Annotated in this window: 22 protein-coding genes; 19 read left to right on the top strand and 3 right to left on the bottom strand. The window is 48.4% G+C overall.

Annotated elements, in window-relative coordinates:
* Positions 1–43: 43 nt before the first annotated feature.
* From M0L20_RS02950 to M0L20_RS02915, 8 genes are all read left to right on the top strand, one after another.
* Positions 44–451 (top strand): sugar 3,4-ketoisomerase, encoded by a 408-nt coding sequence (locus M0L20_RS02950; protein ID WP_232559364.1) that lies wholly within the window; start codon positions 44–46, stop codon positions 449–451.
* Entirely contained in the window at positions 448–1,539 is a 1,092-nt protein-coding gene (locus tag M0L20_RS02945; RefSeq protein WP_248475594.1) for a DegT/DnrJ/EryC1/StrS family aminotransferase, read from the top strand. The genes M0L20_RS02950 and M0L20_RS02945 overlap by 4 nt, the downstream gene beginning before the upstream one ends.
* Before the next feature lie 70 nt (positions 1,540–1,609).
* The gene (locus M0L20_RS02940; protein WP_248475592.1) at positions 1,610–2,548 is read left to right on the top strand and encodes a glycosyltransferase family 2 protein; all 939 of its coding nucleotides are present in this window, start codon (positions 1,610–1,612) and stop codon (positions 2,546–2,548) included.
* Positions 2,545–3,321, top strand: a complete 777-nt coding sequence (locus M0L20_RS02935) for a class I SAM-dependent DNA methyltransferase (protein WP_248475591.1) — start codon at positions 2,545–2,547, stop codon at positions 3,319–3,321. The genes M0L20_RS02940 and M0L20_RS02935 overlap by 4 nt, the downstream gene beginning before the upstream one ends.
* Before the next feature lie 44 nt (positions 3,322–3,365).
* Positions 3,366–3,959: a riboflavin synthase gene (locus M0L20_RS02930; protein ID WP_232559360.1), complete on the top strand. Its 594-nt coding sequence runs from the start codon at positions 3,366–3,368 to the stop codon at positions 3,957–3,959.
* A gap of 143 nt (positions 3,960–4,102) precedes the next feature.
* Positions 4,103–4,882, top strand: coding sequence for a PASTA domain-containing protein (locus tag M0L20_RS02925; RefSeq protein WP_232559359.1), 780 nt, complete (start codon positions 4,103–4,105; stop codon positions 4,880–4,882).
* A 23-nt stretch (positions 4,883–4,905) separates the two neighbouring features.
* Positions 4,906–6,873 carry a T9SS type A sorting domain-containing protein gene (locus M0L20_RS02920; RefSeq protein WP_248475590.1) on the top strand — a complete coding sequence of 656 codons (1,968 nt, stop codon included), beginning with the start codon at positions 4,906–4,908 and terminating at the stop codon, positions 6,871–6,873.
* A 66-nt stretch (positions 6,874–6,939) separates the two neighbouring features.
* Positions 6,940–7,233 (top strand): rhodanese-like domain-containing protein, encoded by a 294-nt coding sequence (locus M0L20_RS02915; protein WP_232559357.1) that lies wholly within the window; start codon positions 6,940–6,942, stop codon positions 7,231–7,233.
* A 43-nt stretch (positions 7,234–7,276) separates the two neighbouring features.
* Here M0L20_RS02915 and miaA read toward each other — a convergent pair whose 3' ends face one another.
* Positions 7,277–8,176: a tRNA (adenosine(37)-N6)-dimethylallyltransferase MiaA gene (gene miaA / locus M0L20_RS02910; RefSeq protein WP_248475589.1), complete on the bottom strand. Its 900-nt coding sequence runs from the start codon at positions 8,174–8,176 to the stop codon at positions 7,277–7,279.
* Positions 8,177–8,717: 541 nt separating this feature from the next.
* Between miaA and M0L20_RS02905 the strand changes: the two genes are divergently transcribed.
* Positions 8,718–9,056: a winged helix-turn-helix transcriptional regulator gene (locus M0L20_RS02905; protein ID WP_232559355.1), complete on the top strand. Its 339-nt coding sequence runs from the start codon at positions 8,718–8,720 to the stop codon at positions 9,054–9,056.
* A 68-nt stretch (positions 9,057–9,124) separates the two neighbouring features.
* Complete coding sequence (locus M0L20_RS02900; RefSeq protein ID WP_248475588.1) at positions 9,125–9,730, top strand: hypothetical protein; 606 nt, start codon at positions 9,125–9,127, stop codon at positions 9,728–9,730.
* A 68-nt stretch (positions 9,731–9,798) separates the two neighbouring features.
* Here the strand turns inward: M0L20_RS02900 and M0L20_RS02895 are convergent, their stop codons facing one another.
* A complete protein-coding gene (locus M0L20_RS02895; protein WP_248475587.1) occupies positions 9,799–10,557 on the bottom strand; it encodes an outer membrane beta-barrel protein in 759 nt (252 codons plus the stop codon).
* Between the two features lie 222 nt (positions 10,558–10,779).
* On the opposite strand from M0L20_RS02895, the gene lysM reads away from it, so the two are divergent.
* From lysM to M0L20_RS02855, 8 genes are all read left to right on the top strand, one after another.
* Positions 10,780–11,253 (top strand): peptidoglycan-binding protein LysM, encoded by a 474-nt coding sequence (gene lysM, locus M0L20_RS02890; protein WP_232559352.1) that lies wholly within the window; start codon positions 10,780–10,782, stop codon positions 11,251–11,253.
* 166 nt (positions 11,254–11,419) lie between these two features.
* Positions 11,420–12,328 (top strand): DUF937 domain-containing protein, encoded by a 909-nt coding sequence (locus M0L20_RS02885; RefSeq protein WP_232559351.1) that lies wholly within the window; start codon positions 11,420–11,422, stop codon positions 12,326–12,328.
* A gap of 107 nt (positions 12,329–12,435) precedes the next feature.
* A complete protein-coding gene (locus M0L20_RS02880) occupies positions 12,436–12,708 on the top strand; it encodes a hypothetical protein (RefSeq protein ID WP_248475586.1) in 273 nt (90 codons plus the stop codon).
* A gap of 67 nt (positions 12,709–12,775) precedes the next feature.
* On the top strand, positions 12,776–13,660 hold the full coding sequence (locus tag M0L20_RS02875; protein WP_232559349.1) for a S1 family peptidase: 885 nt from the start codon (positions 12,776–12,778) through the stop codon (positions 13,658–13,660).
* A gap of 96 nt (positions 13,661–13,756) precedes the next feature.
* On the top strand, positions 13,757–14,842 hold the full coding sequence (locus M0L20_RS02870; protein WP_248475585.1) for a M20 family metallo-hydrolase: 1,086 nt from the start codon (positions 13,757–13,759) through the stop codon (positions 14,840–14,842).
* 103 nt (positions 14,843–14,945) lie between these two features.
* The gene (locus M0L20_RS02865; protein WP_248475584.1) at positions 14,946–17,060 is read left to right on the top strand and encodes an outer membrane protein assembly factor BamB family protein; all 2,115 of its coding nucleotides are present in this window, start codon (positions 14,946–14,948) and stop codon (positions 17,058–17,060) included.
* 168 nt (positions 17,061–17,228) lie between these two features.
* Positions 17,229–18,095: a tetratricopeptide repeat protein gene (locus tag M0L20_RS02860; RefSeq protein ID WP_248475583.1), complete on the top strand. Its 867-nt coding sequence runs from the start codon at positions 17,229–17,231 to the stop codon at positions 18,093–18,095.
* A 125-nt stretch (positions 18,096–18,220) separates the two neighbouring features.
* The gene (locus M0L20_RS02855) at positions 18,221–19,201 is read left to right on the top strand and encodes a type I phosphomannose isomerase catalytic subunit (RefSeq protein WP_248475581.1); all 981 of its coding nucleotides are present in this window, start codon (positions 18,221–18,223) and stop codon (positions 19,199–19,201) included.
* A gap of 93 nt (positions 19,202–19,294) precedes the next feature.
* Here M0L20_RS02855 and M0L20_RS02850 read toward each other — a convergent pair whose 3' ends face one another.
* Complete coding sequence (locus M0L20_RS02850) at positions 19,295–20,452, bottom strand: glycoside hydrolase family 18 protein (protein ID WP_248475578.1); 1,158 nt, start codon at positions 20,450–20,452, stop codon at positions 19,295–19,297.
* A gap of 351 nt (positions 20,453–20,803) precedes the next feature.
* Here M0L20_RS02850 and M0L20_RS02845 point away from each other — a divergent pair, with 351 nt between their 5' ends.
* The gene (locus M0L20_RS02845; protein WP_248475577.1) at positions 20,804–22,015 is read left to right on the top strand and encodes an ROK family protein; all 1,212 of its coding nucleotides are present in this window, start codon (positions 20,804–20,806) and stop codon (positions 22,013–22,015) included.
* The last annotated feature ends 98 nt before the right edge of the window (positions 22,016–22,113 follow it).

Here is a 22,113-nt window from a genome sequence, read left to right as displayed (position 1 = left end):
AGCTTCCTACTTTCTTCATAAAACCAAGAGTTGATCGTAATTAATGGCGAAACTTTACGAGCTTAAAACGTTTATTTCTGACACGGGAAATCTGACTGTTTTTGAAAATGTGATTCCTGGCACGATTCAGCGCGTTTTTTACATCTACGGAGCAGGCCAAAACCCTCGCGCAGGTCACCGTCACCACCGTACCTGGAATGCACTCGTTTGCCTAAATGGCAGTTGTCAAGTGTATAATCACAACGGGTATGTAGAAAATACCTATTTTTTGGATAATCCTACGAAGTGTCTGGTGTTAGAACCCGAAGACTGGCATATCATGGATAATTTCTCATCGGATGCAATCCTGCTCGTTATTTCAAACGCATTGTACGACAAGGACGACTACATCTATGAGCCTTACCCAAACAGTCGCCGACTTAATGAGCCGGAGCTGGTCAATGCCCGATGATTCCTTTTCTGGATTTAGGGCGTATCAATGAACCCCATCAGGCGCGGGTACGGGAAGCGACCCACCGGGTCTTGCAGTCGGGTTGGTACATAACCGGTCGAGAGGTTGAGCAGTTCGAACGGCAGTTTGCTCATTTTTGCGGCACCCGCCATTGCATCGGTGTCGCTAACGGTCTTGATGCTTTGACGTTAGTGCTAAAAGCTTGGGATTTTCCGGCGAACAGCGAAGTAATTGTACCATCGAACGCTTACATTGCGTCACTGCTGAGTGTTACGCTGGCGAATCTCTCACCTGTTTTCGTTGAACCCGATCCGCACACCTATCTGCTTGATCCTAGTCGTATAGAAGCCGCTATTACGGGTCAGACAAAAGCGATTCTACCGGTTCATCTGTACGGTCGTTGCTGTGCTATGGGCCCGATCCGGGAGTTAGCTGAACGCTATAACCTGCTTATTCTGGAAGACGCGGCTCAGGCGCACGGAGCCATTTACGATAGACAGCGGGCCGGTAGTCTTGGAGATGCATCAGGGTGGAGTTTTTATCCGAGTAAGAATCTGGGTGCTTTAGGCGATGCTGGGGCTATCACAACCAACGACGATCTCCTTGCCGACCGATTGCGCTCTTTGCGCAATTACGGCTCGTCCCAGAAATACGTCAACGACTACATTGGTCACAACAGTCGTCTGGACGAGTTACAAGCCGCTATTTTAGCCGCCAAGCTACCTTATCTAACGACTGAAAATGAAGTGCGGAGAAAGCTGGCTAAGTTGTATTTACAGGGCATCGACAATCCTGATGTGCTTTTACCCCCAACGGATCAAGTCGAGCAGGATGTCTGGCACTTGTTTGTGATACGGCATCCCCGTCGTGACGCGTTACGATTGTTTTTGCAGGAACGGGGTATTGGCACCGATGTGCACTACCCGATTCCGCCCCATCGGCAGCGAGCCTACAAAGAGTATGCTCACTATTCGTTTCCTGTTTCAGAGCAGTTGCACCGGGAAGTTGTCAGCTTGCCCTTGAATACGGCGTTAACAGAACGTGAGGTCAGCTACATCATTGATACCATAAACCAATTCGGAGGATGAGCGGACGAAAGCAGATGAAACCCCTGTTGCAAAGCCGCTGCCTTGCTTCACCCTTTTTGCCCGGTGTTCGATGGAACTAAGCGTGGTTATACCCGTCTATAATAGCGAGCGAACGATTGGCCCGCTGCTGGAACGGCTGCAAACCTGCCTGGCGAGCCGGATGTTTGACGTGGTGCTGGTAAACGATGGGAGTAGCGATAACTCAGAAATTGTTTGTCAGCAGTTGGTCGATGCCTATGCCAATGTCCGCTTCATCTCGCTGCGCCGTAATTTTGGTGAGTTCAACGCCGTTCTGTGCGGTCTGAATCACGCTAAGGGACAGTATGTGGTCATTATTGATGACGATTTTCAAAATCCTCCCGAAGCAATCATAACGTTGCTTACGAAGGCAACTACGGAAGGTTTCGACGTAGTGTACAGCTATTACGCCAGTAAAAAACATCACTGGTTTAGAAACATGGGCAGTCGACTGGTAAACACCCTGACGACTTACTCGTTGGGTAAGCCGCGTGACTTGTATTTATCCAGTTTCAAGCTGATCCGTCGCGAAGTGGTCGAGGAGATTATCAAATACAAAGGACCTTATCCGTACATCGACGGACTGATTTTTCGCGTAACGCGTAACATTGGCAGGGTAGAAGTACCGCACAACAGCCGGGCCGAAGGACGATCAAACTACACCGCCAAAAAATTGGTAGCCTTGTTCTTGAACGTATTTATCGGTTATTCGCTCTGGCCAATTCGCATCTTTACCATAAGCGGAGCTTTGTTATTCAGTTTGAGTTTACTGGCAGGTATTTTTATGGGAATCAGTTGGCTGACCGGGATAACGAGCCCGTCCGGTTGGTTTGTCGTTGGCTGGGTCGTTGTACTTGCTACCGGATTACAACTGCTTTTTCTTGGTATTCTTGGTGAATACTTGGGTAAACTGTTCATGGCTCATAGCGGATTGCCACCTTATGTCGAAAAAAGTCAACGGGGAGGGCAATTAATGGACAGAAGGCCATGATTGGACGTTCGGAAGAATACGAAAAAATGTTCCGGATAGAGGAGCAGTTGTGGTGGTATCGTATCCTGCACGAGCGGGTAGTTGATACGATCGTCCACTTTTTTAACGGTCGCCGTGATGTATCTATTCTGGATGCGGGCTGCGGAACGGGTGGGCTACTGCATTTCTTGCGAAAACGGGATTATACAACGCTAAGAGGCATTGACGGTTCATCGGATGCGGTCGATTTCTGTCACGAACGAGGGCTTCCCGTCCAACTGGTGAATTTGAATGAACTGACCGGTTTTGAGCCAGACGTCTTGTATGATGTAATTGTTTGCAACGACGTTTTTTGCTATTTCAACAACGACGACCTGACCCGCTTATTAAGGCAACTGGCGCGTCGGCTTAAACCCGGTGGTATTCTAATCAGCAACAACAACGCGTTTGGAATCTTTCAGGGACAGCACGACCTAGCTGTAGGCAGCACCCGACGGTTTGTCCAGGCCGATTTTGACCGATTGATGCCACCCACAGGTTTAAACATTGTGCGGTCAACTTACTGGAGCTTTTTATTGGCACCGTTGATTGTAGCAATGCGGCAATGGCAAAGCTGGCAGCTACGACTTGGCTGGCGTCGTGCCGAAAATGCGCAGTCCGATGTATATTTGCCTAGTTCGTGGGTTAACAAAATGCTGTATACGATTGTGCGGCTTGAAGGAAAGCTGTTTCAACGAACCCCATTTGGCAGTTCGCTGTTTATTGTCTCGAAACCCACGCAGGCTGTCGAGTAGATGCTGACGGTGCGACGCAGGGGCTGTATTATTACGTTCGAAAAATGTTTACTGGAATTATAGAATCGACTGGCCTGGTGGCTGGTATTGAGTCAGAAGGTACGAACCTGACCTTTCGGATCGAGTCAACAATGGCTTCCGAATTGAAAATTGACCAAAGCGTTAGCCATAACGGTGTATGCCTCACCGTTACGAGCGTTGCCGATGGGAGCTATACCGTTACGGCGGTTGACGAAACACTGAAAAAAACCAATCTGGGAAATCTTCAGGTAGGTGCGCAGGTGAATCTCGAACGCTGTATGCCCGCTAATGGTCGGTTCGATGGCCATATCGTACAGGGGCACGTTGACCAAACCGGGATTTGCACGAGTGTGCAGGACCTGAACGGAAGCTGGCTGTTCGATTTTCAGTATGACCCCAATCTGGCCGGTAACGTAACGGTCGAGAAAGGCTCTATCTGCATCAATGGTGTTAGCTTAACCGTTTTCAATTCACACGATGACGGTTTTCGGGTAACGATCATTCCTTACACGTATGAGCACACGAACTTCCGCGATCTGAAGCCGGGAGATATTGTTAATCTTGAATTCGACGTTGTAGGGAAGTACATCAAAAAAATGCTGGTTGGCTATCGGTAAGCGTTTTCAGATTCTACTACATTTGCAATTATCAGTACGTAACCAGGTAAGTGGATACGTAGAGTAACCCTGATGCACTCGTTTGCTTACGTGTTCACTACTCAATTAATAAACTACCGCTATTTACGCAATTAAACACCTGAATGGCTAAAATCAGCACCCGTTCTTTTCCTGACTTGCTGATTCAGATTGGCATCATTGCGGCTTTGGTAGCCGTTCTATTTCTGGGCTTTTTCTTTGTTTATCTACCGTTTACGACCAATCACGGTCAGACGATTACCGTACCGGACGTCTCGAAACTGAGTCTTGATGAGACGAAGAACATTCTGGACGACCGTAACCTGCGCTACGAAGTAAGCGACTGCACGTTTGTAGCCGGAGCCCAGCCACTAACGGTTGTGCAGCAGTATCCGCGCGCTAACGTTAAAGTAAAAGAAGGCCGTAAGATTTACATCACAGTGACAAAGCGGGTAGCGCCTATGGTGTCTATGCCTAATCTCGTTGATATGATCGACCGAAGTGCGGCCCGGACGCTGGAATCGCTTGGACTGGCTGAAGGCGAACGGACCTACGTGCCCGATGTCGCCAAAAACTCAGTACTGCGCCAACTGTATAACGGCAAAGAAATCGCACCGGGAACACCCGTACCAAAAGGGGCAAAAATTGATCTTGAGGTCGGTGACGGTTTAGGAAATACGATGTTTGCGGTTCCAAACGTTGTAGGGTTGCAACTTGATGAGGCAGAAGCGGCTATTCGCGGTTCGAACTTAAAAGTTGGTACGAAAATTTCCGTTGAAGATCCTGAGAAAGAAGTAGGTACTGTCGTTCGTCAGCGGCCTGAAGCCCGGTCGGGTGAGCGAATCCGTGTTGGCGAAACGATGGATTTGTGGGTCGTGGGACCGATTGAACCCAATCAGGAATAACCCGGTTCGGGAACCGATTATACATGAATAAATCGCTACCTGTTTATCTTTGTCAGCACAGGCTACGTGTGCTGACGAGTCTATTGCTGCTATTAACTTGCTTGCTGTCAGCGTCAACGGGAGTTGCTCAGAGCTCATTGAGTTTGCCTTTCTTTGACGATTTCTCAAAAACGTACGGCACAAATGGTCAGCAGCCAAATCCAGCACTCTGGCAACCCGGTAGTGGCGTTTACATCAATAATACGATGGGGATTAATCAGCCTACTGTCAACGTGGCGACGTTTGATGGGTTACGGGCTAATGGAATGCCCTACGTTCAGAATAACCAGCTTGCCCAGGGTTACACGGATACGCTTACATCTCGACCAATTAATCTGGCTGGGCAAACAACGGCCAGCGGTGTTTACCTGAGTTTCTTTTATCAGATCAAAGGGTTAGGCGAATCGCCGGATGCGGGCAGCATATCCGTAACAACGAGTAGATCCGTTGTTGCTGGTGATACGATTACGCGATTTGATACCATCGTCACCCAACCGGGTGACTCCCTAATACTTCAATTTTTGGGTAGTGATAACGCCTGGCGAAAGGTGTGGGCAGCAGTAGGCGATACCACGAATAATAATTTTGTTCAGGTGTTTGTGCCGGTAAGTAATGCGGTCTATTTCCATTCGGGCTTTGCGTTTCGATTTCGTTCGTTTGGCCGGGCATCCGGACCATTCGACACCTGGAACCTTGATTATGTATACCTGAATCGAGGCCGTTCAGCAAACGACAGGTTTGTAAAAGATGCAGCCATGCGACAGGCACTTGGTCCTTTCTTCAAACGGTATACAGCTATGCCTTTGTCGCAGTATCTGGTTCAGCCTGAATTAGAGACGGCGGACTCAATCAAGACCGATATTCGAAATCTTAACAATGTATTTAACAGTCTGAAGTCGAACTTTATCGTTCGAGATGAGGTATCGGGGCGGACTGTGCAGGTTGATACCGCCCGAGCGACCAATCAATTTCAGATTGGCGGATTAGAGTTATTTCCCCGAGCTGTCCGACCACAACCGGTCAGGAGTTTGACCGGAGCAACTCGCGCTGTCTTGCGTTATGAGTACAACGTAGAAACAACAGACGACCAAAACGTAACTATACCGGGTGGCGTCCTTAAACAGAACGATACGATCTCGGCGCGGGCGGTACTCGACAATTACTATGCTTACGACGATGGTAGTTGGGAATATGGGCTTCAATTAGGTCCCCGTGAGCGTGTAGCGGTACGTTTTATCTTAAATAAGCCCGATACAATGGCGGGTATTCAGGCTTGTATTGTGCCTTTCCGGACGAATCAGACCGGGCAGCCATTCGTTATAACGGTATACGGCAATGCCACCCGAAACACCAATGGTGGGGCAACTGGACAACCGGGGGTTGTCCTTTATCAAAAAGCGTTTACCGTACAATACCCGGCCTCGCGCAATGAATTTGTTTATTTTCAATTTGACCGAGGCATAGCGGTTCAGGATACGTTTTATATCGGCTATCAACAAATCAGTACGAGTGACACTACTTTTTTGCGTTTGGGATTTGATAAAAACAGCCCTTTTGGCGCACAGATATTTTATAGTGGGGGTACTGTCTGGGAGCAAAACAGGCCCCAGGTTAGTCAGACCGGTGGCGTCGGCTTAAATTTGTCGGGTGCGTTCATGCTTCGTGCGGTGATGGGCGGAAAAGGAAATGGTCTTGTCACGGCCATTAACGAACCGGAACCACTAGCTCCGTTACTGGCTTACCCTAATCCAACGAATGGACTTATCCGCTGGGAAAATCCGCGGCTGACGCGGGTTGACGTAATGAGTTTAACAGGGCAAATCCTACGCTCAGTCGAACCAAGCCGAGGGCAGCAAACGTTAGACCTAAGTTATTTGCCTGATGGCCTGTACCTGCTCCGATTGTTGGAGAACGAGCGGACAGCCGTACAGAAACTGATTATTCAGCACTGACGAGGTTGGTGCATCATCAGGCGCAATAGCATCAAATTCAACAGTTATTAACCGTTAAACAGACCCATGGACATTACCGTACAAGAATTGAAGGAACGGCTTGATAAAGGCGAAAAATTGAATCTTATCGATGTTCGCGAGCCAAACGAATACGAAGCGGATAACATTGGTGCACGGCTTATCCCACTGGGTGATCTGCCATACCAACTGGACGAACTGGACGGTTTGCAAGACGAAGAAGTGATTGTTCACTGCCGGTCGGGAAAGCGTAGCGAAATGGCTCAGCAGATTCTTGAGCAAAATGGCTTCAACAATGTTCGCAACGTAATTGGCGGTATGCTGGCTTACCGCGCTCAGTAACAATTCTTTTAGTGGCAATGAGTTCTTTACATACACAAAGGACTCATTGCTGCTGGCTGGCTACCAAAGAAAGAATAGCCTCATCATCGTCTGGTCCGAACCAGGTGTAATCACCTTGATTATGAAACCAGGTGAGCTGTCGTTTGGCGTAGCGTCGTGAGTTGCGTTTTAATAAACGGGTCATTTCCTCGTAGTTGTAAGCGCCATCCAGATACGGAAAAATCTCCTGATACCCTACCGTTTGTAACGCTGATAAATCCCGAAAACCAACAAGTGATTGGGCTTCGTCTACTAGTCCAGCACTGAGCATGGCGTCCATTCGGGCATCAATGCGGGTATACAATTCGTCACGTGGGCGATCCAGCGCAACAAATACAGATTGGAACGGGCGCTGCGCTGGCTGCTGGCGACGAAACGACGAATAAGGCAGCCCGGTTGACAGACAAACTTCCAACGCGCGTAAAACTCGGGCGGGGTTCTGCATATCAGCCGTTTCGACATATGCCGGATCGAGTTGCGACAATTCGTGCTGAAGTATTGCCAACCCCTCGGTTTTCCAGCGGTCGCGCAGGTGCTGACGCAGGTCGGCGTCTACAACCGGCATATCGTCGAGGCCAAAGCACACCGCATTGATGTAAAGTCCGGTCCCCCCCGATAGAATTACAATATCTTTTTCCGCAAACAGAGTAGTCAATAAAGCCAGGCATTCGCGCTCGTAGCGGCCGGCATTGACTGAGTCAGTAATCGAATGCGAGTCAACAAAATGATGGCGCACGCCCTGCATCTCACTCTTTGTTGGCTTGGCGGTGCCAATGTTCAGCTCACGATACAGTTGTCGTGAATCTGCCGAAACAACATCCGTTTGCAATGATTTAGCAAGTCGGACGCAAAGTGCCGTCTTGCCTACAGCTGTAGGCCCAGCTACAATGAGCAGTGTCTTCAATCAATCAGAAAATTAAATACAAAGCGCAAAATTAAGTGCTTTCCAACTACATAAATAAGTAAGCAGTTGGTACTATCGATCAAACGTGGGTGAAAAAATGAAAAAATAGTACCCTTATAGCCTGGGTGATATTACGATAAAAGAGGATTATGTTAACTTATTTGTTTAAGTACTAATACTTAAACCGCCTTTATAAGAGTACAAAAAGGATAGGAACAGCTGATCGAGTATTGTTCTAATTTGTGGCTTTTGGTGTGTGTTGATACATTAAATATTTCTCATTTGTTAACTATATTAATCTGCATATAGTTAAGCTAAAGTAAGCGTCAGGCGTCTTTTGTGGAGTTACATACGCTGGTTAACTTTTAAGAAGCATAAATCTTACTAATTAGTAGGTGAATGTTCGGAAAAATGTTACAAAAACCGCACAAGACTTTTGCCAAATACAACATTTTAATTTCGTTCATTTTATCTTTGTGACCTACGTACAATTACTTACTATGAAATAAGTAGTTGTTATAACAATTAGTATTACCCCACTATGAGTGATAACACTAACACACAAGCCATTTCTGATGTTGACCAACCTGTTCTAAAAAAATCACTTGACGTTATTTGTGGTAAATGGCGACTGTACATTATTTATCAGTTGAGTGAGCAAGATCGGCGGTATGGTGAATTGCGTCGTATGATCCCTGATGTCAGCGAAAAGATTCTTATTCAGGAATTAAAAGCTTTGGTAACATTGGGTGTAGTCCGGAAGACTTCCTTCAGCGAAGTGCCACCACGCGTAGAATACGGTTTGACCGAAAAGACGCGTAAAATTTTGCCAATTCTAAAGCAAATAATGGAGATCGGTGAAGCGTTTCTTGTAGCGTAAGCCAGCTAGGGTAACTCTTTTATATGTCGTATCGTTACTCGGTTTAATTAGCCGGCTAGAAGATACGCATGAAATTGTTAATCAGCAGTGTTTGGTTGAGTGCCTTGTGGCTGTTAACCCCTGATAGTATCTTTAACAGGGATAGCTCTCAGCCAACAGCCATACCGGTTATTGCTGGGTACGAAAAAACGCTGCGGTTCAACGTTTACACCTTTAAGGTGTCGGCAACGGACAGCGGTGCTATGCGTGATGTATCGGTGAAAGCGTATCGTGGTGCGGCCTTGCTCACCAACTTTCGGATGCATATCGACGGGGCCGTGGTTGGTGCTGAGGTTGCAGATCTGGACAAAAACCGATTTCCTGAACTATACTTGTATAGCACAAGCGACGGAAGCGGGTCATTTGGGCGGGTATATGGCTGGCAGTTTCTGCCGGAGCGTAAAGCGGATATTCAGCCAGAAAACTGGTTCAAAAAGTTGGATGGGTACATGGGACACGACAGCTTGTGGACAGAGCGTGATGTGCTGTGTCGCAAGTTTCCCGTTTACAATGCCGGAGACGTGAACGCTAAACCGACTGGTGGCGCTAGAATGCTTCGTTATCGGCTACGACCAGCAGGTCAATCATTTGTACTCGTGGCCGACTCGACAACACAGCAATCCGTGGGGCGATAAATACAAAAACAAAAGGCAGTATGTATCACGTGATAACATACTGCCTTTTGCCGCAATAATAAGCTTATTTAAAAGAGCCGGAGTCCGAGCGACACGGTCGCGATACCGAGATAGCCAGTAATATCTTTGTTCTTGTAGACGCCACCGACCGGAACGGCGTAGCGGGCATCAAGATCCAGACGATTAAAGAATGTATAGCCTACACCAACTTCAGCCGCGTAGGTAAACGATTTGACTTCCAGAATTTTCTCCGTCGGGTTGTTGGGATCTGGATTCTTTAAGTCTGATGTGGCTTCTGGCAGTGAACGGCTTGCTCCTGCTATTGTTGCTGTAATCGCCCGTTTAACCTGTGCCTTATTAGTAAACAGTAGGTTAGGGCCAATAAACGCTCGAACTTTTCCATCAGCCCATTTTTTGCCAAATAAAATTGGTACGTTCACTGACTCGAGTACTGATTCCGACACGAAGTTCACGGGAACAGAAACTGGAATTGTCGTTTTGGCAAGGTAAGTTGCTACGGCAGGTGATGCAGTGAAGTCGGTTTTCTGCTTCAGTACAAACCGGTTGTAATCGACTTCAACCTGGATGTAGAATTTGTTGAAATTCTGCCGCCCCCAGATGCCAAACGAATAACCGGTTCCAACACCGTTGCTCTGGTTGTCTAACTGAGGTACCGAAACAGTAGAGGTTAAGGCAACGGAAGGAATCGTTGTGTGGCCGTGGGTGAATGTAGCTCCTCCTTTGACGCCACCCTCGAAATTACTTTGCGCAAATGCAGATACTGTACCCACTAAAAAGGCTAGTGTAGTAGCTCTTAATCGGTTCATAGAGTAAGTAAAAAGTATAGTAGTAAGAAAGCGGGAAATAATTGACTTTAAGTTGAAAAAGCAAGCTTTTATCGCATCTAAACAGCTTGGATAGAGGAAAAGTTATTGAGCTTCTTGAGAGGAAATAAACATTAACCGGACAGGATGGTTGTGTGAAAGAATTTTATTGGCTTATTTGACGGCCATTTAATCACTTGTTTTACCAAAATATATACTAAACGCATGGGGCTCTTATCATTTTTCAAAGGAGTAGGCGAGAAAATCTTCCACAACGAGCAAACAGCGGCACCTGCTGATCCAGTACAAGCCGAAAAAGTAGAACCTGTACGGGCACAAGCCCTGCTCGACCACGTAAAGCAGTTGGGGCTGGCTTACAATAGCTTGACTATTAAAACGAAAGGTGATACAGTAACGCTCACGGGTTCTGTTAAATCGCAGGAGGATTCGGAAAAAATCGCTCTGGCTGTCGGTAACGTAGAAGGAGTGAGTGCCGTTGACAACCAACTTACGGTTGCTGAGCAAACACCCGCTGGCAAGTTCTATACGGTGAAATCCGGTGATTCGCTCTCAAAAATCGCTAAGGAAGTGTATGGCGACCCGATGAAATTTGGTGTCATTTTCGAGGCTAACAAGCCAATGCTGAAAGATCCCGATCTGATTTATCCGGATCAGGTGTTGCGGATTCCGACACTGTAGGACAGCATTGCTGTAAAAAATAAGTCAGGGGGGTTGAAGAATGGTGAAGTAGAGCGCAGTTGCGGATACGTTCATCAGTCTTCAACCCTTTTGCTTTGTTGGTGATCTCTTTCCGAACATTCGGATAAGTGACCAGTTTTACTAATCTCAACTGAATGGAAAACGAATGGCTATTCACTTATTATCTTACCTGAAAGATCAGTTTACGCCCGGCGTAATCGATCAGCTTAGTACTGAACTAAACGAAACACCAGCGAGTACGCTGAAAGCCGTAACAGGTTCGCTACCCGTACTACTAGGTGCTTTAACCCAACGTGTCCAGACGACGGGGGGCGCAACCTCAATGATTAGTTTCCTCGATAAAGGAGATTATGGCAACACACCCCTTGAGGTAGCCCAGGTAACCGATTCGCATCAGGAGACGGTTGAAACCTCGTCGGCCGCCCGTGCGTTTCTGGATAAGATCTTTGACGATAAACTAACCGGCACTACCGACCTTATCAGTTCATACAGTGGTGTAAAAAAAGAATCTGCGCTTACAATTCTTGAATTGGCCGGTTCTATCCTGATGGGTACGCTGGGTCGGCAGGAACAGGAAAATGGGCTTACTGCGCATAGTCTGACGACGCTGTTGAAAGGGCAGGCTTCCGACTTCAAAACTGCGCTACCAAGTGGGTTGGATGCCGCAGGAAGTTTACTTGGTTTCAACGACCTGGTAACGCCCAGCGGTCCACCGACTGAAGTACAAGGCACCGATAATTTCAGCGGTACCGTCATCAACCCAAATATACCGAAGAGCGACGAAGGCGACCGGCGACGGGAGAATGTTCGCTGGCTACGCTGGGCTATGTTCGCGATTGCCGCCCTGGTGATTGCGCTGCTGGTGCAGAAATGTAGTCAGAATCAAAACGGAGTAGATGGCGTCAGTACTGACTCGACCTCACGCGTTGAATCAAATGCGGCAGAAGATACATCAGCCGCTACAAAGCGGAGTATTGAAGACGCCAATGGACAGGCTGCTGATTCAACGGCTCCCGGTGCATTGGGTATACGAGACTCAACGGACTCAAAATAGGCGCGTTTATCGGATCTCTATGCTCATTTAGCGGTTGATTTCGGGGTGTTTACAAACAGGTAAGCCCGCGCGGTTGTTATAAAGCGTAAACTCAACGTTTAATAGCTATGAATTACAACCGCGCACATCGCTTTCATAATTGGCTGGCAGTCGGCCTTTTGGTTAGCTCAAGTGTATTTCTGACCAATTGTTCAGGTGAAAAAAAAGACTCAACCGCTGAGTCAAAAGCGGCTTCGACAGGAAGCGATAGCTCCGTGTTTGGGCGTCAGGGCGATACGACAAACTCAAGCATGACCGCGCCACAGCAAGCACCACCCGATAGTGCTGATGCACGGGGCGCTGTAGTGCCTGCTGAGATCAACGTCAAGGTTAAGAAATAAAATAGGTAAGTCGGTGAGTCAATCGGGACGTGTTATATTGCTGTCTGATTGACTTACCGACTTCATTATGTTTGTTGACGCCATTGAGCGCATTGATTCGTTTACCCGCCCTCTTCATTCCATTGTTCGGCTGTATGGGCATGACGCAATAGTACCGGGCAGTGCTACCTTATTTTTTGTTAACGAACTAGGCTGTGCCGTTACGTGCAAACACGTTGCCGAACTCGTAGCAAAGGCTGACGCTATCTATCACAACTACCGCGATTTTCAGGGCGCTCGTCGGGATGTGCTGCGCGAAAAAAATGCGGCACAGCGCATTAGCCAGCTAGAACTGACGTTTAAGCTCCAATCCGAAACGATTATTCGGGTTCGTAATAGTTTCATAAGCTGTGTCGATCAATACAAAGAACTCACCATCGACATGCACCCAACCCAGGATTTGGCCTTGCTCCGATTCAAAGGATATAACCGCTTGCTGTACGGCTCGTATGCTACATTTTTGGGGGATACAAGTCGCGTAAAACCCGGTCGCAGCCTGTGTCGGCTCGGGTATCCATTTCCTGAATTTACCAATTTTCGCTACAATCCAGCCCTCGACGACATCGAATGGACTACCGAAGGCCGGGTTACGTCACCCCGCTTCCCCATCGACGGTATTGTAACCCGGTTGCTTAGCGAAAACGGCGATATTACCGGGATAGAGATGAGTACGCCCGGTTTACGGGGGCAGAGTGGAGGTCCATTATTCGACACCAACGGGCTAATTTACGGTATGCAATCGGCTACGCGTCACCTGCACCTCGGTTTTGACATTGAAGATCGGGAGGTGCTCGTCAATGGGCGTAAAAGTCGAGTTTCCAATTATCCGTTTCTGAACGTCGGGCAGTGTGTTCATGTCGATGTAATCAAAGCGTTTTTAAGGGAGCGGGGAGTAAAGTATTACGAAGCGTAAAAGCATAGCTATCTAGTGCTTATCATCCAGTTCTGACAAACGAATGGCCGAACAACCGCCTGTTGGCCGTATCTTTGAGCGGCCAACACTTTTTCTATGTCGGAACTTACTGCACAGGATTCCAAACAAACATCGCTCACCGTCAAGGCTTTGTCGTTGCTCAAACAGTTGATCGCAACGCAATCTTTCAGTCGCGAGGAAGAACAGACAGCTGTACTCATCGAAACTTTCTTTCGTGAACAGCACGTACCGTTCGAGCGGCTAAAAAACAATATCTGGGCTAAAAACCGCCACTTCGACGAACAGAAGCCAACGATATTGCTTAACTCTCACCACGATACCGTTAAACCAAATAAATCCTGGACCCTGGACCCTTTCGGTCCACTAGAGCGAGACGGTAAATTGTTTGGCCTCGGTTCTAACGATGCGGGCGGTTGTCTGGTTTCGCTCCTGGCAACGTTTGCCTACTTCTACGATCAGCCCAACATGGCCTATAACCTGGTGATGGCGGCTTCGGCGGAAGAAGAAATATCGGGTCGCGATGGGCTGGAATTGTTACTCCCCGAATTACCACCAATCTCTTTTGCCATTGTGGGAGAGCCGACCGAGATGCAGCTGGCAATTGCCGAAAAAGGACTGCTGGTGCTTGACTGTATCGCGCACGGTGTCAGTGGACACGCGGCTCGCAACGAAGGGGATAATGCAATCTACAAAGCCATCAACGATATTAACTGGCTAACAACCTACGAGTTTCCGAACGTGTCGCCAACGCTGGGGCCCGTCAAACTGTCGGTGACGATCATCAACGCCGGAACGCAGCATAACGTCGTGCCGGATGTATGCACGTTTACGATTGATGCGCGCGTAACGGAGCAGTACACGCTGGAAGAAGTCATTCAAACCATTCAAAATAATATTCAATCTGAAGTGAAGCCGCGCTCGATCCGGCTCAAACCTTCCAGCATTCCAGCCGATCACCCGATTGTACAAGCCGGTATCGCGCTGGGACGGTATACCTACGGGTCTCCAACTACCTCGGATCAGGCGGTCCTGAACTGTCCGTCGCTAAAATGCGGACCTGGACATTCGGGCCGGTCGCATTCAGCCGACGAATTTATTTATCTCCGTGAAATCGAAGAGGGCGTCGATGGGTACATACGAATGCTTAGTCAGGTGCTTTAAGCCGTCGTACCGTCAAGAAGGCTATCACTGACCACTTGATGAGTAGGCTGAGCCGTGCTCGTTTCTTTCTTGAAAAATAGGCTTATGCGCCTAAAGACGAGCTATGTCCAGGCTGATTGCTGCCCTAACGACGTTTTGTATCTCCTTATTGGCGACCACCCTTACCGGGACTCGATTTGTTCTGGAACCTGTGCCGGACACCGATTGGGCAGAATACAATGGTGATGGCGCTCGTAGCCACTACTCTGCGCTTTCGCAGATCAACACACAGAACGTCAATCAGCTACGCATAGCCTGGACGTATGCATCCGGTGGCGCCGATACGTTGTTGAATCGCACTCAGATGCAATGCAACCCGATTGTCGTTGGTGGTGTGCTGTATAGTGTTTCGGCGGGAACGCAGGCCTTTGCCCTTGATGCCGCCACCGGGCAGGAGCGTTGGAAAACAAGCCTTGATGATAATGCTGGAACGACAAGCCGGGGTGTAACTTACTGGACTGAGGGTAAAGAAAAACGCATTTTCTTTGGTGCCGGGAAGTGGCTTTACGCACTGGATGCGCATACGGGTAAACCGATAGGAACATTTGGCAAACAGGGGCGTATCGATCTGGGAAAAGGTTTGGAGCGACCCGGTGCGGATAAGTACGTGCTATCCAATACACCCAACACGATCTATAAAAATCTGATTATCGTTGGCGTGCGTGTGGCCGAAAGTGAAACGGCTTTGCTAGGCGACATTCGCGCATACGACGCTCGAACAGGGCAACTTGTCTGGACCTTCCACACGATTCCGCAGCGTGGTGAATTTGGATACGATACCTGGTCACCACGACCCGCCCGGCAGCATGTTGGTGGGGCCAACGCCTGGGCTGGAATGGCTATTGACCGTCAGCGGGGCATTGTGTACGTACCGACCGGTTCAGCAGCTTACGATTTTTACGGCGGCAATCGAAAAGGAAATAACCTGTTTGCTAATTGCTTACTGGCCCTAGACGCCAGCACTGGCAAGCGACTCTGGCATTACCAGCTCGTCCACCACGACGTATGGGATCGGGACCCACCCGCCCACCCCAACTTGCTGACGATAGTCCAGAACGGTAAACGTATTGATGCCGTTGCGCAAATTACCAAGCAAGGGTATGTGTTTGTTTTTGATCGGGTCACGGGAAAACCGCTCTATCCAATTCACGAACAGGTGGTTCCTGGTGAGGTGGTGGTCGGGGAACAGGTCAGTGCAACGCAGCCAATTCCAACCAAACCTTACTTCACGCGTCAATCGTTTACCGAGAAAGATTTTAACCCGTTCGTCGCCAATCGTGATTCGCTGGTGAATGTGCTTCAGCGGGCAAATACGGGCCGGGCCTATATTCCCATTACCGATAAGATGACCGTTTTCTTTCCGGGTACCGACGGGGGAGCGCAGTGGGGTGGGGCCGCAACGGACCGACAAGGGATATTGTACGTTCCAGCGAAAGAAATACCCGTTTATACATCGCTGATCAGACGAGAACAACGGGCGAGGGGAGTAGCCTTAACCGGTGCCAGTCTATACCGTCTTCACTGTGCCGCCTGCCACGGAACCGACCGACGCGGCAATCACGATGGTTCATATCCATCGCTTATCATGGTTAATAAACGGTTGTCGGATGCGCTGATAAACCAAGTTTTGCTAAAAGGCCGCGCCATGATGCCTTCTTTTTCGCAATTGCCCGACGCCGAACGAAAAGCAATTGTTGATTTCTTAACCGATAAAGTAAAGCAATCGACGGTAAGCAGTACGCAGAAAACAGGTGTTCCGTACCAGCACACCGGCTACAACCGGTGGTACGATGCCAACGGCTATCCGGTCAGTACACCGCCCTGGGGAACGCTGACGGCCATCGACCTGAACACGGGCGAACGCCGTTGGCAAGTGCCGCTGGGCGAATATCCGGCTTTGACCAAACGAGGTATCCCCATCACCGGAACGGATAACTACGGTGGACCGCTCGTTACGGCGGGCGATTTAGTGTTTATCGCAGCCAGTCGTGATGAGCAATTTCGGGCGTTCGACCGGACGACTGGCAAGCAGTTATGGCAGGTGCAACTGCCTGCTGCGGGGTATGCGTCACCCAGCACTTACGCCGTTAACGGCAGACAATATGTGGTTATAGCCTGCGGGGGTGGTAAGCTCAACACCAAATCGGGAGACAACTACGTATCCTTTGCCTTACCATAACGAATAAGTGCAAGATCTGATAAGCTTGTGCCTAACTGGCCTTTTCCAGTGAATTCACCTAGCCAAGAATGGAGCAAAGCACTGGCGCAGAAAGGTGAATAACTAATACGGTTTGGAACCAACAATTGGCAGAACATCTTGGTAAGGTAGTAACAGACCTGGATACGTATGCTTGAATTAACAGCCACAGCGGTATTTGTTGGTTATATTATCTACCTCCGCTACTACGCTGATCAACGAACGAATGCCGAGAAAGAAGCCGAGCAGTTACAGGAAGGCATTGCCCTGTACACGAGTGGGCAGTTTGGCCAGGCGTTAGACTATTTTAACCGCACCCTTGTTAACCGGCCAAGATCGGCTGTCGCGTACCTGTATCGGGCTCGTTGCTATCGGGCTATGGGTAATTCATCGGCGGCCTTGGCTGACCTGAGTCAAGGAAAAAGTTACGATGATACCATTGCTGACTTACATCTCGAAAGCGGTCAGATTCACGCCGAACAACAGGATTACAAAGCTGCCTTCCTGGATTTCGACAAAGCTATTTTTCATTCGCATGGTGAGCAGGCCGAACCGTTTCGATATCGTGGGCTAGCTCGTCGGCATCTTGGGGAAGAGGCCGAAGCTCAGCAGGATATAGCCAGAGCCGCCCAGATTGAGCAACAAAAACAAACGCAGCCATCCAGTACACCAACGGCTAAAGCAACCTTCTTCGACCGAAAACTAGCGCTAAATGCTGGACTGACCCTTATGATTAGTCTGATTCTGTTATACATCATTAAAAAGAGTACGGTCATTCACTGGCCCTATTTATGGGCAGCTATGTCGGCGGTGGGCATCGGCTTTGTAGAACCTCGCAAAGGCTGGGTACTGGCTCTATTTCAAGTGTTCGTCATTCTTCTGGGCTATTATGTAATCGTCGGGCCTAGCGAATCCAGTACACATCGGGAGGTCGAAACGTTTAGTCTGTTTGGGTCGGTCGGACTGACCTTTGCCGGTAGCCTGATTGGGAGCGTACTGAAAAAAGCACAGGTCTAGCGCTCTTAACAAACACGGTTGGTTGCCAGTTACTTTTTTGTAGCTGTAAACGCCGACTTATTCCCATTAGAATGCGAGCGTTCTGTTTATTGCCTATCTTGTAGCGTTAATTTCAACTGTTCACTATGCTGTATCCGCTTACATTCGAAACTATTTTTAAAGATAAAATCTGGGGTGGTCAGAAGATAAAAACCGTCTTGGGTAAAGATTTTTCGCCCCTGCCCAACTGCGGTGAAACCTGGGAAGTATCTGACGTGGAAGGCAATGTTTCCATCGTAAAAGAAGGAACCTTACAGGGTAAATCACTCCGCGATCTGGTGGAGCAATACAAGGGCGAACTGGTTGGCGCGCATGTCTACGAGAAATATGGCAATCGGTTTCCCCTGCTGATCAAGTTTATCGACGCTAATGATGACCTGTCGATTCAGGTTCACCCCAACGACGAACTAGCCGAAAAGCGGCACAGTGGATTCGGCAAGACAGAGATGTGGTACATCATGCAGGCCGACGAAGGAGCAAAGCTAAATTCGGGCTTTAACCGGGAGGTAACGAAAGACGAATACGTCAAAGCAGTAGCCGACAACACAATTCAGGATATCCTGAACATTGAACCCGCTAAGCCCGGCGACGTATTTTTTCTGCCAGCTGGCCGCGTTCACTACATCGGAAAAGGACTTTTGCTAGCTGAGATTCAGCAGACTTCTGACACAACCTACCGGATTTATGATTTCGACCGCGTTGATGCAACGACGGGGCAGAAACGTGAACTACATACCGACCTGGCCGTTGACGCCATCGATTATCACCACTACGATCATTACAAGACTCAATACGAGCAGAAGCTAAACGAGAGCGTCAATACAGTCGTTAGTGATTACTTCGTGACGAACGTGCTCAATTTTGACGAAGAAGTTGAACACGATTACACACACATCGATTCGTTCGTGGTGCTTATTTGCGTGAGTGGCTCATTAACGATTGAAGCCAAAGGCGGCTATCGGGTTCCGCTCAAAATGGGTCAATGCGCCCTTATTCCGGCTTCGGTGGATAATGTTACGTTTGTTCCGGACGGCTCAATGACCGTTCTGGAGACGTATGTGCCGTAGTGTAAGCAGTTAAAACGAGTTCGGGCCTTGATTGATACGCCATATCTTCAATATATGGCGTATCAATCAAGGCCCGAACTCGTTCAAATTCAACTACTGAGCCAGTCCGTTAACCAAACTGTTTAGCAGCTTCTGTTGCTGAAGATCGTAGATGTATTCCCAGAACATCACGCCCGCCAGATGCTTCGACTTAACGTAGTCAATCTTATGCTTGAACGACTCTTCGTCGGCGTAAGAAATAAACATCCGCGACGCTGGATTCCATAGATACGGTGCCTGAGCGTCAGCATCCCAGTAACGAACAAATCCGTTTTTGCCAATGTACTTATCGGCTAGTTCGTCGTGGCTGATAAAATAGTGCTTGCCCGTTGCTGGCTGGTAAAGACCGTTGTCCTGCGGGTTAACATCGGCCCAGCCACGACCATAAAACGGAATGCCCAGGACAATTTTATTGGCTGGAACACCCGCTTTGATGTGTCCGTCAACACCATCGGCAGAGCTATTCCGCGACTGGTTTCCTTTTTTTGACTGGTACAGATTGCTGTGGTGACCGGTTTTCTTGTCATTACCGTGGTAAATATCGTAGGTCATGATATTGACATAATCCAGGTATTTCTGCGCCTTTCCTAGCTCGGTATGATTAACAAATGCCGTGTCTACACCCGTGGCCGTGGTCAGCAGGTAATGGTTAGTCCCTGTCCGCTTGTCCTGCTTGCCTTGCTGGTCGAGACGCTCACGCAGGGCTTTGAACAGCAGCGTATAGTTTTGCTTGTCTTCGGGCCGGAAAATATTGTTGTCGCCAATCTGGGCCGGATATTCCCAGTCAATGTCAACGCCATCGAGTTTATGCTTCTTCAATAAATCGACCGCGCTATTGGCAAATTTCCGGCGCGATGCGTCGGTCAATGCTGCATCGGAGAAGTATTTACAACCGCCCCAGCCACCGATTGAAATCAGGATTCTCAGCGCCTTGTTATCTGCTTTCAGCGTGTTTAGGGCTGCGAGGTTTTCTACATCTTTGGCATTGAGCGGAGCTAGTTCGCCGTTGGCCGCCGGAACCGCAAATGCGTAATTGATATGGGTAAGTTTCTGGGCTTCGATCTGGCTCTTTGTCCAGCCGTTGCCACTAATGTAACCAATGATAACGTAGGGTTTTGACGAAGTGGTGGACTGAGCCAATACGAGTTGCAGGTGGCTGACGAAGAGTAGAGCAAGAATACTAAGAGGAAGGACGCTAATTCGATTTTTCATGCAGTTTTAGTTAAAGCAGCAATTTACGAACTAGGCGCGAATCGAAATGACGCCATTGCCGTAACATTTCGGTGCATTCGCCGGTGAATGATAGTAGTAGAATTATTTTAAGAATAATCTAAATTATAGCTTTGTTAAAATAACCTTAAAGAAAATATTCCGTTTGTCTTTCCGAGAAACGCTGAAAAAAAGGGTATAGAATTTATCTTGTCGTGTTTTACTGCTCAAGAACTGCTTTTTAAGCCTGTTGGACAAGAAATTAATCTGAACGGTTGTCAAAAACGGTTGGCTCAATCCTAACTAAAACCAGAAGCGAAGGATCGTTTAAAATGATCAATTGCGCTATCGATCATGCAGGATAACGTTGTCTTTTCCGTCATAGATGCGAAAAAGAATAAGCTCAAACGAGCGATTATCACGGAATTATACCGTTCTGAATCGCGTACAATCGCTCAATTGTCCAGTCGGCTACACACCAGCATTCCATCAACTACATCGCTGATTGAAGAGTTAAGCGTTACGCATTGGGTACAGGGAATCGGAACCGGAACGGCACATTACGGCAGAAAACCATCGCTGTTTGCGCTCGACGCTACGCAGCACGTTACGGTTGTTATCGATATCAATGTTCATGACACAAAGTTACTGGTCTTTAATCTAGCTAATCAGGTCGTGTTCCGGCTGGATGTGGCGTTACGCCTTGACAAATCACCTGCGTTGCTGAAGATATTAGCCGAACCCTTGGAGCAACTCGCGCAACGCATCAAAGCCGAGCAGCTTCAGGTGATTGGCGTTGGAGCCGTATTACCCGGTCTGGTAAACCCCTGGGAGGCAATCAACCATACGTATCCGAGTATAAACTGTTCGGATCAGCCGCTGGACCAGTTGCTGCAACGAATTTTCGACGCGCCTGTTTATCTCATCAATGATACAAAAGCCACTATTTTCGGTGAGCATCGTTTTGGGTTGGCGCAGGACAAACGGCATGTTTTGTCGATCAACATCGATTGGGGAATCGGCCTGGGCGTTATTACCAACGGCGAAATTTTGCAGGGGTCGGCGGGTTTTGCCGGTGAACTGGGGCATATTCAGATGAAGACGGATGGCGAACTGTGCAGTTGTGGTAAAGTCGGCTGTCTGGAAACGCTGGCGTCTGCTTCATCGCTGATTCGGCGGGCCAGGGCTGGTTTGGAAGAAGGAAGAGTGTCACTGCTGACCGAACTCGATCCGGAAGACATCGACATTGAAAGCATCATCGCCAAAGCAAATGCCGGAGACGCTTTTTCTATTGACCTGCTGAACGATGTGGGCAGTGCTTTAGGAAAAGCCTTATCAACCACGGTTCATTTGTTTAACCCGGAACTGATCATTGTAAACGGCGTACTGGCTAAAGCCGAAAAATCAATCACGCGTCCCATCGAACAGGCCATTGATAAGTACTGTCTGCCGAACTACCGCGATAACCTCTCCATTGAATTGTCCAAACTTGGCGAAATGGCCAAATTCTACGGAACGCAGGCGTACGTCATCCAGAATTTATTGGAGCGCGAGTTGATCCCCTAGCCTCGCCATCTTACAAAAAGCGCACGGCGACGGATAAACGTAGCGTAGCGTTTTTTCGATTAGGGTAGCGACGAATCGGAAAAATGCGTTGCTTTGGC

This window comes from Spirosoma liriopis (genome assembly GCF_023196085.1).
Lineage (GTDB): Bacteria > Bacteroidota > Bacteroidia > Cytophagales > Spirosomataceae > Spirosoma > Spirosoma oryzicola.
This window is presented reverse-complemented; position numbering and strand designations above follow the sequence as displayed.

What these genes read in the sequence shown, in the direction of transcription:
- lysM (WP_232559352.1), top strand. Translation starts at nt 10,780, where the DNA reads ATGGGGCTCTTATCATTTTTCAAAGGAGTAGGCGAGAAAATCTTCCAC.
- M0L20_RS02940 (WP_248475592.1), top strand. Translation starts at nt 1,610, where the DNA reads ATGGAACTAAGCGTGGTTATACCCGTCTATAATAGCGAGCGAACGATT.
- M0L20_RS02850 (WP_248475578.1), bottom strand. Translation starts at nt 20,452, where the DNA reads ATGAAAAATCGAATTAGCGTCCTTCCTCTTAGTATTCTTGCTCTACTC.
- M0L20_RS02950 (WP_232559364.1), top strand. Translation starts at nt 44, where the DNA reads ATGGCGAAACTTTACGAGCTTAAAACGTTTATTTCTGACACGGGAAAT.
- M0L20_RS02875 (WP_232559349.1), top strand. Translation starts at nt 12,776, where the DNA reads ATGTTTGTTGACGCCATTGAGCGCATTGATTCGTTTACCCGCCCTCTT.
- M0L20_RS02865 (WP_248475584.1), top strand. Translation starts at nt 14,946, where the DNA reads ATGTCCAGGCTGATTGCTGCCCTAACGACGTTTTGTATCTCCTTATTG.
- M0L20_RS02880 (WP_248475586.1), top strand. Translation starts at nt 12,436, where the DNA reads ATGAATTACAACCGCGCACATCGCTTTCATAATTGGCTGGCAGTCGGC.
- M0L20_RS02885 (WP_232559351.1), top strand. Translation starts at nt 11,420, where the DNA reads ATGGCTATTCACTTATTATCTTACCTGAAAGATCAGTTTACGCCCGGC.
- M0L20_RS02845 (WP_248475577.1), top strand. Translation starts at nt 20,804, where the DNA reads ATGCAGGATAACGTTGTCTTTTCCGTCATAGATGCGAAAAAGAATAAG.
- M0L20_RS02900 (WP_248475588.1), top strand. Translation starts at nt 9,125, where the DNA reads ATGAAATTGTTAATCAGCAGTGTTTGGTTGAGTGCCTTGTGGCTGTTA.
- M0L20_RS02935 (WP_248475591.1), top strand. Translation starts at nt 2,545, where the DNA reads ATGATTGGACGTTCGGAAGAATACGAAAAAATGTTCCGGATAGAGGAG.
- M0L20_RS02855 (WP_248475581.1), top strand. Translation starts at nt 18,221, where the DNA reads ATGCTGTATCCGCTTACATTCGAAACTATTTTTAAAGATAAAATCTGG.
- M0L20_RS02905 (WP_232559355.1), top strand. Translation starts at nt 8,718, where the DNA reads ATGAGTGATAACACTAACACACAAGCCATTTCTGATGTTGACCAACCT.
- M0L20_RS02945 (WP_248475594.1), top strand. Translation starts at nt 448, where the DNA reads ATGATTCCTTTTCTGGATTTAGGGCGTATCAATGAACCCCATCAGGCG.
- M0L20_RS02895 (WP_248475587.1), bottom strand. Translation starts at nt 10,557, where the DNA reads ATGAACCGATTAAGAGCTACTACACTAGCCTTTTTAGTGGGTACAGTA.
- M0L20_RS02860 (WP_248475583.1), top strand. Translation starts at nt 17,229, where the DNA reads ATGCTTGAATTAACAGCCACAGCGGTATTTGTTGGTTATATTATCTAC.
- M0L20_RS02915 (WP_232559357.1), top strand. Translation starts at nt 6,940, where the DNA reads ATGGACATTACCGTACAAGAATTGAAGGAACGGCTTGATAAAGGCGAA.
- M0L20_RS02930 (WP_232559360.1), top strand. Translation starts at nt 3,366, where the DNA reads ATGTTTACTGGAATTATAGAATCGACTGGCCTGGTGGCTGGTATTGAG.
- M0L20_RS02925 (WP_232559359.1), top strand. Translation starts at nt 4,103, where the DNA reads ATGGCTAAAATCAGCACCCGTTCTTTTCCTGACTTGCTGATTCAGATT.
- M0L20_RS02920 (WP_248475590.1), top strand. Translation starts at nt 4,906, where the DNA reads ATGAATAAATCGCTACCTGTTTATCTTTGTCAGCACAGGCTACGTGTG.
- M0L20_RS02870 (WP_248475585.1), top strand. Translation starts at nt 13,757, where the DNA reads ATGTCGGAACTTACTGCACAGGATTCCAAACAAACATCGCTCACCGTC.